This window comes from Pseudomonas sp. m6p, from assembly GCF_055760375.1.
In genome coordinates, this window is record NZ_CM147084.1 from 6,622,447 (window position 1) to 6,637,798 (window position 15,352).

Below are 15,352 nucleotides of genomic sequence, written 5' to 3' on the forward strand. Positions count from 1 at the left end.
CAGCAAAAAAGGCGACCGGTTTTACGCGGGCGCCTTTCTGGTTTGATTGAATGCTTACAGCAGATCGTACTGCTTGAGTTTCTTGCGCAGTGTGCCGCGGTTGAGTCCCAGCAGCTCACTGGCCTTGGTCTGGTTGCCCTTGACGTAGTTCATCACGCTTTCGAGCAGGGGAGCCTCGACTTCGGAGAGCACCAGGTTGTACACATCCGTGACGGACGCGCCCTCAAGGTGGGCGAAATAATTGTGCAGCGCCTTCTCGACACTCCCGCGAAGGGTCTGACCTTCTTCGCTTGGGGTATTGAGGTGCTGTTTCAAATTCACGTTGTCGCTCACGGGTGCTGTTCCACTCACTAAAGTCTCGGTCATCATCGTCATGCGGCCACCCCTTCTTCGTCCCCTGTCAGGCTCTTGTAACGCTCGGCGAAGAACTCCCGAACGTTGGCGCATTGTGTTTCCGTACCATCCAAACGATTGAAGTGGGCGCGAAACTCCCTGGCGCCCGGCAAGGTTGCGAGATACCAGCCCACATGCTTGCGGGCAATGCGCACGCCCATCACATCCCCATAGAAGGCGTGAAGGGCGGCCAGATGCTCCAGCAGGATGCGTTCCACTTCGCTCAACTCCGGCGCCGGCAATTTCTCGCCGGTACGCAGGAAGTGTTCGATCTCGCGAAAAATCCATGGCCGCCCCTGGGCAGCCCGGCCTATCAGCAGGCCATCGGCACCGGTCGCGTCAAGCACGTAGCGGGCCTTTTCCGGCGAATCGATATCGCCATTGGCAAACACCGGGATCGACACCGCCTGCTTGATCGCGGCAATCGTGTCGTACTCGGCTTCGCCGGTGTACAGATCGGCGCGCGTGCGGCCATGCACGGCCAGCGCGGTGATCCCGGCCTGCTCGGCGATCTTCGCCACGGTCAGGCCGTTCTTGTTGTCGCGATCCCATCCGGTGCGGATCTTCAGGGTCACCGGCACATCCACTGCAGCGACGACGGCCTGCAGGATCTCGGTAACCAGTGCTTCATCCTTCAATAACGCGGAGCCGGCGGCCTTGTTGCAGACCTTCTTTGCCGGGCAACCCATGTTGATATCAATAATCTGTGCGCCCAGTTCGACGTTGGCCCTGGCCGCATCCGCGAGCATCTGCGCGTCGCCACCGGCAATCTGTACCGAGCGTGGCTCGGGATCGCCTTCGTGGATCATGCGCATGCGCGACTTGCGGGTGTTCCACAGGCTCATGTCACTGGTGACCATTTCCGAGACTACAAGCCCTGCGCCCAAACGCTTGCACAGCTGACGAAAGGGCTGGTCGGTGACGCCCGCCATCGGGGCGAGAATCAAACCGTTCTGCAATGTATATGGGCCGATGCGTACCGCCGACATAGGACTTCCCTGAAGTGGGGCCGGATCATGAGAGTTCGAAAAAGGGTTGGCATGATACCCGCTCTCGATGACTGGATAAAGGCTGAATTGAACAAAATCTGAACAGTTATTCTGTTATTACCAGCGGTTTGGTGGCCGCGGAGGGAGTCAGAAAACTGCCGTCAAACCTGAAGCGATAAAGCGATTCACTCGGGGGAGTGGAAACTCAGGCTGTAATTCACCGCTTTGGGGCCTGGATCGAGGATATCCAGTGCGATGTGGATCGGCGTCTGTGGCGGCATTTCCGCCATGCCCTCAAGGTCGCCGTTGAGGTATTCGCCGGGTTTGAAGCGACGACTGGCAATCAGGTGACCGTTGAGATCGGCGAAGCGCAACTCCAGCAGCGGGAACGGCTGGGAGAATGTTGCGCGGTTATAAATGATCGCGTCGACCACCAGCGCTCCACTGAATTCCGGATGGCTGCGCACCACCAGGTTGCTGCTTTTGATTTTGCCGATGTCGACCTTGGACGGCACCGTGCAACCGATCTGCGGACAGAACTGCTGGAACCACGGGCGGTACTGATCCTGGCGCGCCAGTTCGTCGAAATGATAGGCGATGTACTGACCCGCCAGACCGGCGGCGGCGAGCAGCACCAGCAAACTCCAGAGCAGGCGCCGGCCCCAAGGCGAACGGCGCTTCTGCCAGTCCAGTTGCAGCGGGTCGTCGGTCAGATCCTGCAGCACTTCGGCGCGTACGCCGGGTTCGGCACGTTCACGTTTTTTGCGCAGCGGTTCGACCGATGGCAACTCGTCATCGTCCGGCTCGACGCTGGCCGACAGGCGTTCGCGGCGGGCATTCGGATCGATCGGATCGTGCAGGCGCAGTTGCGGGATCGGCGGCTCGTCATCCAGATCCACCGGCTCCAGCGACAACGAAGGCTCGGTGCGCGCGGTTTTCAGCGGTTCGGCTTCGACGATCTCGGGCTCGGCTTGATCGTCGGGCTCGGACAGGCGTTCATCGTCGCGTGCGCTGAACAAGCTGTCGCGCCAAACCGTTTCATCGGCTTCAGGGCTGTCGCGGCGCGCGCTCAGGGACTCCTCGCGCTGACGACCGAATTCGGTGGTCGGCTGGATTTCCCGTTGTTCGAGGCGGGCCAGTTCTTCGTCCAGATCGAGGCTGTCCAGATCCAGCTCGCTGGCGCTCCATTGCTTTTGGCTGATGGCGCGCGGCACGGGCGGTTCGTCGTTGACGGGCGCTTCGACCACTGGCGGCGGTTCGCTGACCACAGGTTGAGACGGTGCTGGCTGGACAATGGACGGCGCCACCGGCGTAACCGCTTCCTTGCCGGCGTGTTGTTCCAGCAGCTGTTTGGCGGCATTGAACACTTGCAGGCAGGAGCCACAGCGAACCACCCCGCGGGCCACGCTCAACTGAGCATGGCTGACGCGGAAGCTGGTTTGGCAATGCGGGCACTGGGTGACGAAGCTGTCGGTCATGCGGCGATCCGGTTTATGCAGGCGGCCATTCTAGCGCCGACGGCCGGTGATGCGCACCCAGCCATCACGATTGGCGATCGGGTCCAGATCGAAGTCCTGCGCATAGGCTGCAGCGACCTCTTCGCCTTGTTCAGCGAGGATCCCGGACAACGCCAGACGCCCGCCGGACTTGACCAGGCCGGACAGCTGTGGCGCCAGGGAAACCAGCGGGCCGGCCAGAATGTTGGCCACCAGCACGTCGGCTTTGACCTGCGGCAGATCTTCCGGCAGGTACAGCGGGAACAGCTCGTCGGCAATATTGTTGCGCCCGGCGTTGTCGCGCGAGGCTTCCAGCGCCTGCACGTCGATGTCGGTGCCGACCGCTTCTTTGGCGCCGAGCAGCAGGGCGGCGATCGCCAGAATCCCCGAGCCGCAGCCGAAGTCCAGCACGTTGCAGTCTTTCAGGTCCTGACCGTCGAGCCATTCCAGGCACAGGGCGGTGGTCGGGTGGGTGCCGGTGCCGAATGCCAGGCCCGGATCCAGCAGCAGGTTGACCGCGTCAGGCTCAGGCGCGGCGTGCCAGCTCGGCACGATCCACAGGCGCTGACCGAAACGCATTGGCTGGAAACCGTCCATCCAGCTGCGTTCCCAATCCTGGTCTTCGATGACTTCGCTGTGATGCTCGGGCAGCGGGCTGCCGGTCAGCAGTTCCAGATGGGCCAGCACCGGCGCAGGCTCGGTGCCGCCCTCGAACAGGGCCAGCAGATGTGTGTGCGCCCACAGCGGGGTGGTGTTGAGTTCCGGCTCGAAGATCGGCTGATCTTCGGCGTCCATGAAGGTCACCGAAACGGCGCCGACTTCAAGGAAAGCGTCTTCGTAGGTTTCGGCTTGTTCCGGGCTGATGGCGAGACGTACTTGCAGCCAAGGCATGGCGGGCACCTTTGAAAAAATATGATTGCAGCCTAGCGGCCAGCGAGAAGCGCGCAAGTTTACGCGAGCGCGCCAAAGAAGACGAACTTGGTTGAAAAGCAAAAGATCGCAGCCTTCGGCAGCTCCTACATTTCGAATGCATTCTCCTGTAGGAGCTGCCGAAGGCTGCGATCTTTTGACTTTGCTCCAGAAACAACAAAGCCGCCCGAAGGCGGCCTTGTCTGGTGCGGGCTGAAGCTTAGTGCTTGTCGCCAGCCAGCTTGTGCTCGAGGTAGTGAATGTTCACGCCCCCTTTGCAGAAGCCTTCGTCGCGGGTCAGATCACGGTGCAGCGGGATGTTGGTCTTGATCCCGTCCACCACGATTTCGTCCAGGGCATTGCGCATGCGCGCCATGGCTTCGTCGCGGGTGGCGCCGTAAGTGATCAGCTTGCCGATCAGCGAGTCGTAGTTCGGCGGAACCGCATAACCGCTGTACAGGTGCGAATCGACGCGAACGCCGTTGCCGCCTGGCGCGTGGAAATGCTTGACCGTGCCCGGGCTCGGCATGAAGGTTTTCGGGTCTTCAGCGTTGATCCGGCACTCCAGCGAGTGACCGCGGATCACCACGTCATCCTGAGTGAACGACAGCTTGTTGCCAGCGGCGATGCTGAGCATCTCCTTGACGATGTCGATACCGGTGACCATTTCCGAAACCGGGTGCTCCACCTGAACACGGGTGTTCATTTCGATGAAGTAGAAACGACCGTTCTCGTACAGGAACTCGAACGTGCCGGCGCCGCGGTAGCCGATGTCGATGCACGCCTTGACGCAGCGAGCCAGAACTTCCTGACGCGCCTGCTCGTCGATGCCCGGTGCCGGCGCTTCTTCAAGCACCTTCTGGTGACGACGTTGCAGCGAGCAATCGCGGTCGCCCAGATGGATGGCGTGACCCTGGCCGTCGGACAGCACCTGAACTTCGACGTGACGCGGGTTGGTCAGGAATTTTTCCAGATAGACCATCGGGTTGCCGAACGCTGCGCCAGCTTCGGAGCGGGTCAGTTTGGCCGAGGCGATCAGGTCTTCTTCCTTGTGCACCACACGCATGCCGCGACCACCACCGCCGCCAGCGGCCTTGATGATCACCGGATAGCCGACTTCGCGACCGATGCGGAGCGCCGTTTCTTCGTCTTCCGGCAGCGGGCCGTCGGAACCTGGAACGGTCGGCACGCCGGCTTCGATCATCGCGTGCTTGGCCGACACCTTGTCGCCCATCAGACGAATGGTTTCGGCTTTCGGGCCGATGAAGGCGAAGCCGGAGTTCTCGACCTGCTCGGCGAAATCGGCGTTTTCCGCGAGGAAACCGTAGCCTGGGTGAATGGCGGTGGCGCCAGTCACTTCAGCGGCAGCGATGATGGCCGGGATGTGCAGGTAGGACTGAGCGGCAGAAGCCGGGCCGATGCAGACGGATTCGTCTGCCAGACCCAGGTGCATCAGCTCTTTGTCGGCCTTGGAGTAAACGGCGACGGTCTTGATGCCCATCTCTTTGCAGGCACGCAGAATCCGCAGGGCGATCTCACCGCGGTTAGCGATCAGAACTTTTTCCAACTTCGCAGTCATCAAAGGCTCTCCGCAGTTCAAACGATGGTGAACAGCGGTTGGTCGTACTCAACCGGCTGGCCGTCTTCGACGAGGATGGATTCGATCACACCGCTGGTTTCAGCTTCGATGTGGTTCATCATCTTCATGGCTTCGACGATGCACAGGGTGTCGCCTTTCTTCACGGTCTGGCCGACTTCAACGAAGGCTGGCGAGGTTGGCGAAGATTTGCGGTAGAAGGTGCCTACCATTGGCGAGCGGGCCACGGTGCCGTTCAGTGCAGGAGCAGCAGCGGCGGCCGGAGCGGCAGCAGCCACTGGAGCAGCAGCGGCGGCAGGTGCAGCGGCCGGAGCCTGCATCGGCGCCGGAGCGTAGTACTGCTGAGCCGGGGTCTTGCTGTGACGGCTGATGCGTACGGACTCTTCGCCTTCCTTGATCTCGAGCTCGTCGATGCCGGACTCTTCCAGCAATTCGATCAGTTTCTTAACTTTACGGATATCCATGAATCATCAACTCCCAAGGGTCGGTCAGGGGCGTTTAACGCTTGTGGTTCAAGTCGTTGCCTGTGTTTCAAGCTGCTCTAGTGCGGCCTCCAGGGCCAGTCGGTAACCGCTGGCGCCAAGGCCGCAGATCACTCCCACCGCTACATCGGAGAAGTAAGAGTGATGGCGGAAAGGTTCGCGCTTGTGCACGTTGGACAAATGCACTTCGATGAATGGGATGCTCACTCCCAGCAGCGCGTCACGTAATGCGACACTTGTGTGCGTAAAAGCTGCTGGATTGATCAGTATGAAATCCACACCTTCACTGCGTGCGGCGTGGATGCGATCGATCAATTCGTACTCGGCGTTGCTTTGCAGATACAGCAGATGATGGCCGGCTTCACGGGCGCGGCGCTCCAGATCCTGATTGATCTGCGCCAGGGTCGTTGAACCGTAAGTGCCGGGTTCGCGGGTGCCGAGCAGGTTCAGGTTGGGGCCGTGCAGCACCAGTAGCGTTGCCATCTGCGTGTTCCTTGTTATGAATGAGCAGTCGTCAAAACCCGGCGACTATGCCGCAAAGGCTTTGTGACTGTCCAGTTCTCTGCAATAGCCAGCACGATGACCGATGTTTACGCGAAATTTGTGACTGAGTCATTTGATCCGGTCACTACGGTCAAACCGTGTAGGAGCTGCCGCAGGCTGCGATCTTTTGATCTTGGTTTTTAAAAGCAAGATCAAAAGATCGCAGCCTCGTTTCACTCGACAGCTCCTACAGGGAGCGTGATCAGACGCGGAAGGCCTGTACGGCGGTATGCAGTTGCCCGCCCAATACCAGCAGGTTCTCGCCCTGTTCGCGGCCTTCGCCGATGCGCAGCAGGTTATCCCCACCCAATTGATGGATCCGCTCGCTGTGATCACGGATTTCGCTGACCGCGCCACTCTGCTGGGCGGTGATCTCGGCGATGCGGATCGCCGTGTCGGAAATGGTCTGGATCGCGCCGACGATTTTATCCAGCGCCCCGTCCGCCGCTTGTGCCTGGTCGGCCGTGGCTTCGGCGTGTTCGACCTGCGCGCGCATGCCTTCGACCGATTGTCGGGCGGCGGCTTGCAGGCCGGCGATCAGCGTCTGGATTTCCGCCGTCGCGCCGGCCGTGCGTTGTGCCAGTGAGCGCACTTCCTCGGCCACCACTGCAAAGCCACGGCCCATTTCCCCGGCCCGCGCCGCTTCGATGGCCGCGTTCAGGGCCAGCAGGTTGGTCTGGTCGGCGATCGAGCGGATCACCGTCAGCACGCCACCAATGGTCGCCGACTCTTCGGCCAGGTGCTCGATCATCTGTGCATTGCCCTGCACCTCGCCGACCAGCGCGTGCAGGCCGGTGAGGCTTTGGCCGATCACGGTTTGCCCGTGCTCCACGGCCAGTCCGGCATGGCGACTGGCATCGGCAGCCTGCCGTGCATCGCCGGCGACCTGCTGAATCGTCGCTTCCAGCTCACCCAGTGAATCGCGGATCAGCGCGGTGTCGCCGGCCTGATGCTCGGCACCGGCGTGCAGGTTGTTGCTCAGTTCGGCCAGGGTGCGGCTGCTGTCGGCGACCTGTTCGGCGTTGCCGCGAATCGTCCCGACCAGATCCACCAGATACGCGCGCAAGCGGTTGAGCGAAGCCTCGATGTCATGCAGTTCGCGGTTGGTGTTGCCCAAGTGAATGTCGTTGCTGAAGTCGCCTTCGGCCCAGGTCGACAGCGCCGGAGCAAGGTTGGTCAGGGTGCGCGCCAGGCGCCGCTGCAAAGTGTCGATCAGCAGCGCGATCAGCAGAATCAGGCCGATCATCACGCCCTGCATCAGGCGCACTTCGCCCTGAATCTGTCCGTGCTGGGCGCGCACCACCGGCTCAAGTCCAGCGATCGCCTGTTGCACGGCGGCGATTTTCAGGTGAGTCGCGGTGCTCAGTTCGGTGCGTTTCTGGATCTGCTCGCGGGTGCGTGCCAGTTCCGCCGGGTAGCGGCCGAGCAGGCTGTTCAATTCACGCTTGAGGCCGATGCCGGCGTCTTCGGCGGCGGATTTTTCGGTGCTTTCGATGCCCATCATCGCGGCGAAATCATCACTGCCGGATTCATTTCTGGCGACCACGCCGAGCAGGGGCAGGGCGTCAATGGCCTGAGCCTGGGCGCGGATGTTGTCGACTTCGCGCTCGACGTCGGCCGCCAGTTCACTGCGGCCGCTGCTGACCAGTTTGTCGCGGGCCAGCGACAGCTTGCCCAAGTGCTGCGAAGCGACAAGCAGCGGTGTCAGATACGTAGCGTTGCCATTGGCGTAGGTGCTGAGTTGATCGAGACTGGCGCTCAGTTCGCGTTCGGCCTGCAACAACAACGCCTGCGGATCACCGGCCAGTTTGCCGGCGGCGAGCAGGTCGGTTTTGCTGAATGCTTCCAGGCTCGACAGGCTCGGGCGCAGGGTCTCGGCCAGCGCCGGCGGCAGTTCACCGAGCTCTTTCTGCAAACCGTCGATGGCCTGGCTGGCGCTGCTCAGTCGCAGGGCGTCGCCGCTGGCGAGGTAGTCCTCGACATTGCGCGCCACGTCATTCTGAAATTGCTGCGACAGGCCGAGGTAGCGCTCCATCAACAGATACGGACGCTCCAGGGCTTTTTGCGACCACCACAGCGTCGCGCCGAGGGCCACGCAGACGGCGACCAGCAGCAGGGTGTTGAGATTGGTGAGCAACTTCAGGCGCATGACGGCTACCAACGGCAGAAATGGTAAGTGCCTGAATTTATTGCGGTTCTGTTACAGGGTTATGACCGAATCGGTGGATTCCGATGAAAAGGTGGCACTTTGATTTGAGTCGCGCGCAGTCTGCACCCGATTGCGTCCGGCACCCTTGGCGCGGTACAGCGCTTCGTCGGCCTGGCTGGCCATCATCAGGCTGTCGGAGTCTTCGTGCATTTCCACCACGCCGGCGCTGAAGGTGCACCACAAATCCTGCGGCTGCGCCGGATAGTGGATTTCGGCAAAGCGCTGGCGGATCTCGTCGAGCACTTTGTGCGCGGCTTCTATATCAGTGTCGGGCATGACAATCGCGAATTCTTCGCCGCCGTAACGGCCGATGAAGTCGGTCTTGCGCAAGCGTTGCTTGAGGAACAGCGCCAGGCTCTTGATCACTCGGTCGCCCATCGGGTGACCGTGGCTGTCGTTGACCCGTTTGAAGTGGTCGATGTCGAGCATGGCAAAGCTCAGCGGCTTGTTCTCGCGCCGGGCGCGGAACGAGCAGTCTTCGAGCAATTGCAGGATGTGCGTGTGGTTGTACAGGCCGGTGAGGCTGTCGCGGACCATGCGTGCCTTGAGATTGCGCGCACGGGCGGCGCGGTTGCGCACCGTCGTAATCAGATGTCGCGGCTTGATCGGCTTGGTCAGGAAGTCGTCGCCGCCCTCGCTCATCGCGTCGAGCTGCTTGTCCAGATCGTCCTCGGCGGACAAATAGATGATCGGCACGCTGACGTAACGGTCGTTGTGACGAATCACCTTGGCCAGTTCAGTGCCGGTGCAGGCCGGCATGTACATGTCGAGGATGATCAGGTCAGGCTGGAAATCCGCCAGTTCGGCCATCGCCTGGATCGGTTCGATCAGAGTACGCGTGACAATTCCGGCGCTGTTGAGCAGGCGCTCGGTGTGCAAGGCCTGGGCGCGGGAGTCGTCGATGATCAGCACTTTATAAGGTTCGTACTGGGCGACGCAGGTCAGGACTTCGATCTTTTCCAGCAGGCTCGACGCTTCGAGGGTGCCGGTGAGAAATTCCTGGCCGCCGGCGCGGACGGCAGCGAGGCGGGTCGGGGTGTCGGTTTCATGCAGGCTGAAGAACAGCAGCGGCAGTGGTTCTTCCAGACCTGTCTGGGCTTCGGCGGCCAGTTGCAGGCCGACACCGGCGCCGCTGAAGTCCACGTCCATGACGATTGCCGCCGGCAAGCGCTCGACCATCGAGGAGCGAAATGCGGCGACACTGTCCAGCGCCTGTGCGGTCAGTCCGAAGAATTCCAGCTGCTTGGCCAGGCGTTCGGCGCGGTCGTGATCCTGCAGCATCACGTAGATCGGCTTGCGCAGTGGCGGCAGGAAGGTCTGGTCGAGTTGATCGCCATGGCGCAGACCGGTGCGGGACAGGCGCTGCATCAAGCGATTGAGGTCGGTGATCAAGCCACTGCTCAGGCGGCCGCGATTGGCATCCACGGCCTCCAGCGACTGGCTGATGTGATGAGCCAGTTGCGTGTGCTCGGGCTGCTCGAAGCGCTCGGCAAAACGCAGCAGGCGCAAGTTCGCTTCGCTCAGTTCGGCGAGGTCGGCAGTGGACCACTCACTGCGTTGCAGGCGCTGCCATATCTCAAGAATCTGACGTGCCTGATGAATTACCCGCTGGGCAAAGTGGTGCTTGAGGCGCTCACGGCTGGGGTCTTCTGGCTCGGTCATATCCTGACTACTAGTTAGGGCGCATGCTGAGATCGACTGGTGGCTCTATGCTAGCACCTCTTTTCCCTTATATGAGTGTCGTGCGTCAATAATCTGCGGTGCTGCACAATTCAGTTTCTGACCGAGCGGTTTTCTTTTTGACTTGCTCGTCGGTCAAGCCCCCGTATTACGGGCTCTTTGGGATTTTTCCTGTCGTTCGCGAAGGAGTGTCCCACCGCTTTGAAATCATTGTCTTTCAGAGTCTTCTGATTTTTCTTCGACCCCTTTCACAGGGATTACGGACGGGTAGGGTTAAGGGATTCCCTTAGATGCCTTCGCCACCATGACCCAATGTTTCAACCCGCATCCCAGCGATGGATTACGCCTGAACCACACCACCGCGCCCGTCGCCGAGTGTGAGTGCAAGGAAGAGTGGCTGTACGGCGAAAAGATGCTGGTTACCGAGGTTCCGGTACTGACGTGTCAGTGCCTCTGGCGCGCCTGTCAGCAGGAGGCCGAGAAAGTTGTCGCGCCTGAGGGCGTTCTGATCGCCGACCCCGTTGCACGCAACCGGGCGATCAACGCCGCCTATGCCCGCTTGTGGCAACACGATCCGCGGTTCCAGTGGGCGGGTCTGGCGGCCTTCGCTTCCAAGCAGGTGGGTTGTGGGCTGCTCCATGCCGCGGACAGTATCGAACGTATTCGTGAAGAACATGAGGCGCGGCAGCGGGTGCGGGATGCTCGCCGCGAGTCCGGATTGCTGACTCCTGCAAAAATACCTGAGCAAGCCGATGCGTTGCGCGAGTACGACGAAGCCCGGGCGCGCAATCCTGTGTCGTCGCTGGATTTCCATGGCCCCGGTGAAGCGTTGTCAGTGGCGCAGCAACAGTTCCAGCATGTGTACGACATGATGGCGATGGGCAATACCACGCTGTTTCTGGATGTACATCCGTTGCACCGGTTTTATGCGGTGCGTGGGTTGGCGGAGTTGAAGAAGTGTCTTGGTGAGCGGAAAAAAATATATGGGCACCCCACGTTTCCGGTGCTTTGGCCGGTGGGGCAGGAAACACTTGAGTTTGGAAAGCGCTCTACAGAAATTCTGGATGCTTTTGAAGCGATCGAGGCAGGGAATATTGCCGAAAGTGTGGAGCATCTGGCTTGGCATGAGCAACGAAACATTCTTCAGCCAACCATCTACGAAAACCTTCATCTGGTGGCGCTGCTGCGTGGCAATCATTTTTCTTACGTAACGGATTTTCCCTCAGGCGTTGCCCAAGCCATCGAGTTGACCCTCACCAGTCAATGCCAGCGTGTCGATGATGGCCGCACCATCGGTTTCGATACTAATCCTCTAGCGGATTTATCCGATATCGATCAACGAATGGCGTTCGTGCTTCGGGCGGCGGCTCGTTTTGACCAGATGCTCAATAACGACGATAGACATGCGCTAGCACAATCCATCCATGAAATTGCCACCATGGAGGGGAGTTAACTTGCACTTCTTTCTGTTCAGCAGGCGCTGTTGGGGGGCGTTGGTGCTTTGTACTGTTCTAGCGATAGCCGCCGCACGTCTACTGACGCAGCCATTGTGGGATGACCCCGTGATTACCGTGAAAATGGGGGGAACATATGAATACATGGAAGCGCACTCGACAGCCGGATTCAAGGCGTGGGGTCGCGGCCGAGGCGGCGTTTCAGGTGGGATCCCGAAGACTGACGCCCGCCTTCGCTTTATTGATCCGCAGTATGGATTCGAAACACCTCTTGCGCGTTTTTTTACGCTGACTTTCGTTGGCAACCTGGTCATCGACATCCGCATGTCCCCGCAAATCGAGCCTTTACTCATCGACGATGCGATGAAAGTTGTAGTCGATCTGCAGGCACAGTGGTGTGCAAAGGGCTGGAAACCGATGGGTACGCGGCGCGATCCGACTATGGCGGATACCCCGCAGTGGCGTGCATACGTCCGACAAGGCGTGCTCTCGGGCACGTCCTATTGGCAGGCTGGCGACAAGTACCAGGCAATGCTGTCACTGGCACGATTTCGAGACTCCAGGCATCCGGATCAGGAGCGCTACCTCATCACCCTTGAGGTCGCCGAACCCTGGATACCTTTCGAAGAAATCGAAAAGCTCCCCGACGAACCCGACCATTTCCCCCCGCCCCAACCACAAAAAGGAGCAACCCCATGCCCAGCCCAGCCTTCATGACCATTCATGGCAGCCGTCAGGGGCTGATCAGTGCCGGGGCCTTCACCGAGGAGTCGGTGGGCAACATCTATCAGAAGGGGCGTGAGGACAAAATCATGGTTCAGGCCCTGAGCCACGGCATTTTCCTTCCCAAGGGGCAGGGCGCGGGGCGGCGGATGCACAAGCCGCTGATCATCACCAAGGCACTCGACAAGGCATCGCCCCTGATCGAGGTGGCGATGTGTTCCGGTGAGCTGCTCAGCCAGTGTCGCGTGGAGTTCTATCGCACCTCCGCCCAAGGCGTGCAGGAGCACTTCTACCCTATCGAACTGGAGGATGCGCTGATCGTCGGTGCCGAGGTGCTGATGCCGCATTGTCTGGATTCGGCGGTGTCGCACTTCACTCAACTGGAAAAAGTCCATTTCAGCTACCAGCGCATTTACTGGCGACACGAGGTGAGCCGCACGATGGGCTCCGACGAGTGGCAAGGCGCGGCGCAGGGGTGAGGCTGGTTCATCATGCTCAATTGACCAGCGCCGAGCGTCAGCATGTTTACCCGGTGGATCAGGCGCTGGAGCGCGTCTGTCAGGTATTGCTGGAGCGCCGCCGGCTTGAAGGGCTCGATGAGCTGCGGGCCAGCTTGCTGATCAATCTGGACAGCGAAGTGCTGGGGCAGATCGAGTGTGGCGACTGGTTGTTGCTCAAGTCACAAGCCGAATTCGGCCAGTGGCCGGTTGCTTCGTCGGTCTTCGATCAGACTGTGCTCGAGATGATGAACAATCCCCCCGCGCAGCCCGTCCGAACCCCGCGAATTTTTCGTCTTGTCGACAGCATGACCGGTGAGCCGCTGGCGCAGCAGCCTTGCCTCGTAACGGTTGACGGCGTTGTCAGCCAGCGCAAGACCGACGCTGAGGGCATCGCCCATCTGTTCGCAGCTGACGCCGTCCGGCCGATTTCAATGAAAATTTTCAGCGTCTGAAGGGCGCGTCTATCCTTTCGCTCACCGACCGCGCGCGGTTTTTTGTTCCATGACCCGATCACGGGTGCCCGGCCTTGGCACGTTGTTGTATGGTTGTGGTCGAACCGTTGAACCCAAGTGATTGAAAGGATATCGCCATGCTGGACTGGAAGAACCGCGCGGGCAGCGCGCCTGAACGTGCCGCTGAACCGAAGTCGGCCACCCGCAGCTACGTGGGCGGGCTGCTGTTCAGCCGCGCGCTGGCCACGCTGATCGGCATTTATCTGCTGGTCACCATTGGCCTGGGCTGGTACTGGAGCCAGGAGCCCGCGCTGTTCCCGGTGGCACAAAATGCCCAGGCGGCTGCCGAGAAAGAAGGCAAGCAAATGGTGGTCGGCTACACCACGGTCGAAACCCTCAAGACCGTTGCCGGCACTCTGCTGAACAAGCCGGGTGGCTACATATCCAACGACCGCTTCCCGCCAGGCCTGTGGATGGACAACACGCCGAGCTGGGAATACGGCGTGCTGGTGCAGGTGCGTGACCTGACCCGGGCCCTGCGTAAAGACTTCGCCCGTTCGCAGTCGCAGTCGGCCGAAGATGCCGACCTGGCAAAAGCCGAACCGCGTTTCAACTTCGACAACAAGAGCTGGATCCTGCCGTCGAGCGAGTCGGAGTATCAGGAAGGCATCAACTCCCTGAGCCGTTATCAGGCGCGTCTGTCTGATCCAACGCAGAAAAACGCCTTGTTCTACGCCCGCGCCGATAACCTGAACAACTGGCTGGGCGATGTCGGCACTCGCCTGGGTTCGCTGTCGCAACGTCTGTCGGCCAGTGTTGGCCGGGTGAAGCTCAACACCGCACTGAAAACCGAAGTACCGGCGGTGGGCGAAGTGCCGCAGGTTGACGAGGAAGTGGTCGAGACTCCGTGGATGCAGATCGACAACGTGTTCTATGAAGCACGCGGTCAGGCCTGGGCGCTGTCGCACCTGCTGCGCGCCATCGAAGTGGACTTCGCCGATGTGCTGGCGAAGAAGAACGCCACGGTCAGCGTGCGCCAGATCATTCGTGAGCTGGAAGCCTCGCAGGAGCCGGTCTGGAGCCCGATGATTCTCAACGGCAGCGGCTTCGGCGTGCTGGCCAACCACTCGCTGGTCATGGCCAACTACATCTCCCGGGCCAACGCCGCCGTGATCGATCTGCGTCAACTGCTCAATCAGGGCTGAGTCATGGACGAGAGCGCCAAAGAGGCGGCCCATCGCGCCGCCTCCGATGCTGAACAGATCGCCTGGGTCGACGAGCAGGACAACCTGATCGGCGCCCTGGTGCGGGCCGATCTGCGTGAGCGTGGGCTGATCGGTCGCGGCACTTACATCATGCTGTTCAACAGTGCCGGTGAGCTCTGCGTGCATCGGCGCACCTTGAGCAAGGCGATCTATCCCGGTTACTGGGACGTGGCGGCCGGCGGCATGGTGCAGGCCGATGAGACCTACGCCGAATCGGCGGCCCGCGAGCTGGAAGAGGAATTGGGGGTGAGCGGGGTGGAATTGACTGCCCACGATCATTTCTTCTTCGAGGACACCGGCAATCGCCTGTGGTGCTCGGCGTTTTCCGCGGTGTGGGACGGCCCGCTGAAACTGCAGCCGGAAGAAGTGCTGGAAGCACGCTTCCTTCCGGTCGAACAGGTGCTGCTGGAAATCGAGCAAAAGCCTTACTGCCCGGACTCTCTGGCCGCGTTGAAGCGCTATCTGAAGGCGCAGCAAAGCGACGTCGCAAAGAACACATAAATTGGCGCCGATTGGCTCTTAGCAATTGCGCTTTTTGCCGTTACACTGCGCGACCTTTTCAAGCTGCACCGAATGGTTTGATGTGGGCCTGAACGATGACAGGCCTGTAGGCGCTGCCGAAGGCTGCGACCTTTTGATTTTTGAAGACCAGGATCAAAA

14 protein-coding genes and 1 pseudogene are annotated in these 15,352 nt (G+C 60.6%); 6 read left to right on the plus strand and 9 right to left on the minus strand.

All coding sequences use genetic code 11. From position 1 onward, the window contains the following. Nucleotides 1–54: 54 nt before the first annotated feature. The 9 genes and pseudogenes from fis to gcbA form a co-directional block, all read right to left on the minus strand. A complete protein-coding gene (gene fis, locus ACYZUM_RS30145) occupies nucleotides 55–375 on the minus strand; it encodes a DNA-binding transcriptional regulator Fis (RefSeq protein WP_003221275.1) in 321 nt (106 codons plus the stop codon). Continuing rightward, entirely contained in the window at nucleotides 372–1,382 is a 1,011-nt protein-coding gene (gene dusB, locus ACYZUM_RS30150) for a tRNA dihydrouridine synthase DusB (RefSeq protein WP_007961945.1), read from the minus strand. The genes fis and dusB overlap by 4 nt, the downstream gene beginning before the upstream one ends. Nucleotides 1,383–1,567: 185 nt before the next feature. Next, nucleotides 1,568–2,860 (minus strand): DUF3426 domain-containing protein, encoded by a 1,293-nt coding sequence (locus tag ACYZUM_RS30155; protein ID WP_108181564.1) that lies wholly within the window; start codon nucleotides 2,858–2,860, stop codon nucleotides 1,568–1,570. A gap of 30 nt (nucleotides 2,861–2,890) precedes the next feature. Continuing rightward, complete coding sequence (prmA, locus tag ACYZUM_RS30160; RefSeq protein ID WP_041068147.1) at nucleotides 2,891–3,769, minus strand: 50S ribosomal protein L11 methyltransferase; 879 nt, start codon at nucleotides 3,767–3,769, stop codon at nucleotides 2,891–2,893. Between the two features lie 238 nt (nucleotides 3,770–4,007). Then, nucleotides 4,008–5,366: an acetyl-CoA carboxylase biotin carboxylase subunit gene (gene accC, locus ACYZUM_RS30165; protein WP_041068145.1), complete on the minus strand. Its 1,359-nt coding sequence runs from the start codon at nucleotides 5,364–5,366 to the stop codon at nucleotides 4,008–4,010. 17 nt (nucleotides 5,367–5,383) lie between these two features. Beyond that, nucleotides 5,384–5,848, minus strand: a complete 465-nt coding sequence (gene accB, locus ACYZUM_RS30170) for an acetyl-CoA carboxylase biotin carboxyl carrier protein (protein ID WP_024164417.1) — start codon at nucleotides 5,846–5,848, stop codon at nucleotides 5,384–5,386. Between the two features lie 48 nt (nucleotides 5,849–5,896). Beyond that, complete coding sequence (aroQ, locus tag ACYZUM_RS30175; protein WP_108181565.1) at nucleotides 5,897–6,349, minus strand: type II 3-dehydroquinate dehydratase; 453 nt, start codon at nucleotides 6,347–6,349, stop codon at nucleotides 5,897–5,899. Nucleotides 6,350–6,611: 262 nt separating this feature from the next. Then, a pseudogene (locus ACYZUM_RS30180) lies at nucleotides 6,612–7,118 on the minus strand (methyl-accepting chemotaxis protein); the annotation flags it as partial. Between the two features lie 1,491 nt (nucleotides 7,119–8,609). Beyond that, nucleotides 8,610–10,280: a diguanylate cyclase GcbA gene (gcbA, locus tag ACYZUM_RS30185; protein WP_108181567.1), complete on the minus strand. Its 1,671-nt coding sequence runs from the start codon at nucleotides 10,278–10,280 to the stop codon at nucleotides 8,610–8,612. Nucleotides 10,281–10,602: 322 nt separating this feature from the next. Between gcbA and ACYZUM_RS30190 the strand changes: the two genes are divergently transcribed. From ACYZUM_RS30190 to ACYZUM_RS30215, 6 genes are all read left to right on the plus strand, one after another. Beyond that, complete coding sequence (locus ACYZUM_RS30190; protein ID WP_108181568.1) at nucleotides 10,603–11,751, plus strand: DUF2515 family protein; 1,149 nt, start codon at nucleotides 10,603–10,605, stop codon at nucleotides 11,749–11,751. Between the two features lie 109 nt (nucleotides 11,752–11,860). Further along, nucleotides 11,861–12,469 (plus strand): hypothetical protein, encoded by a 609-nt coding sequence (locus ACYZUM_RS30195; RefSeq protein ID WP_313902814.1) that lies wholly within the window; start codon nucleotides 11,861–11,863, stop codon nucleotides 12,467–12,469. Next, nucleotides 12,448–12,954 (plus strand): Hcp family type VI secretion system effector, encoded by a 507-nt coding sequence (locus ACYZUM_RS30200; RefSeq protein ID WP_108181570.1) that lies wholly within the window; start codon nucleotides 12,448–12,450, stop codon nucleotides 12,952–12,954. The genes ACYZUM_RS30195 and ACYZUM_RS30200 overlap by 22 nt, the downstream gene beginning before the upstream one ends. A 20-nt stretch (nucleotides 12,955–12,974) precedes the next feature. Next, nucleotides 12,975–13,427 (plus strand): hypothetical protein, encoded by a 453-nt coding sequence (locus ACYZUM_RS30205; RefSeq protein ID WP_262947777.1) that lies wholly within the window; start codon nucleotides 12,975–12,977, stop codon nucleotides 13,425–13,427. 137 nt (nucleotides 13,428–13,564) lie between these two features. After that, nucleotides 13,565–14,632 (plus strand): DUF2333 family protein, encoded by a 1,068-nt coding sequence (locus ACYZUM_RS30210; RefSeq protein WP_007963034.1) that lies wholly within the window; start codon nucleotides 13,565–13,567, stop codon nucleotides 14,630–14,632. 3 nt (nucleotides 14,633–14,635) lie between these two features. Further along, nucleotides 14,636–15,193, plus strand: a complete 558-nt coding sequence (locus tag ACYZUM_RS30215; RefSeq protein ID WP_108181572.1) for an NUDIX hydrolase — start codon at nucleotides 14,636–14,638, stop codon at nucleotides 15,191–15,193. Nucleotides 15,194–15,352 lie beyond the last annotated feature (159 nt).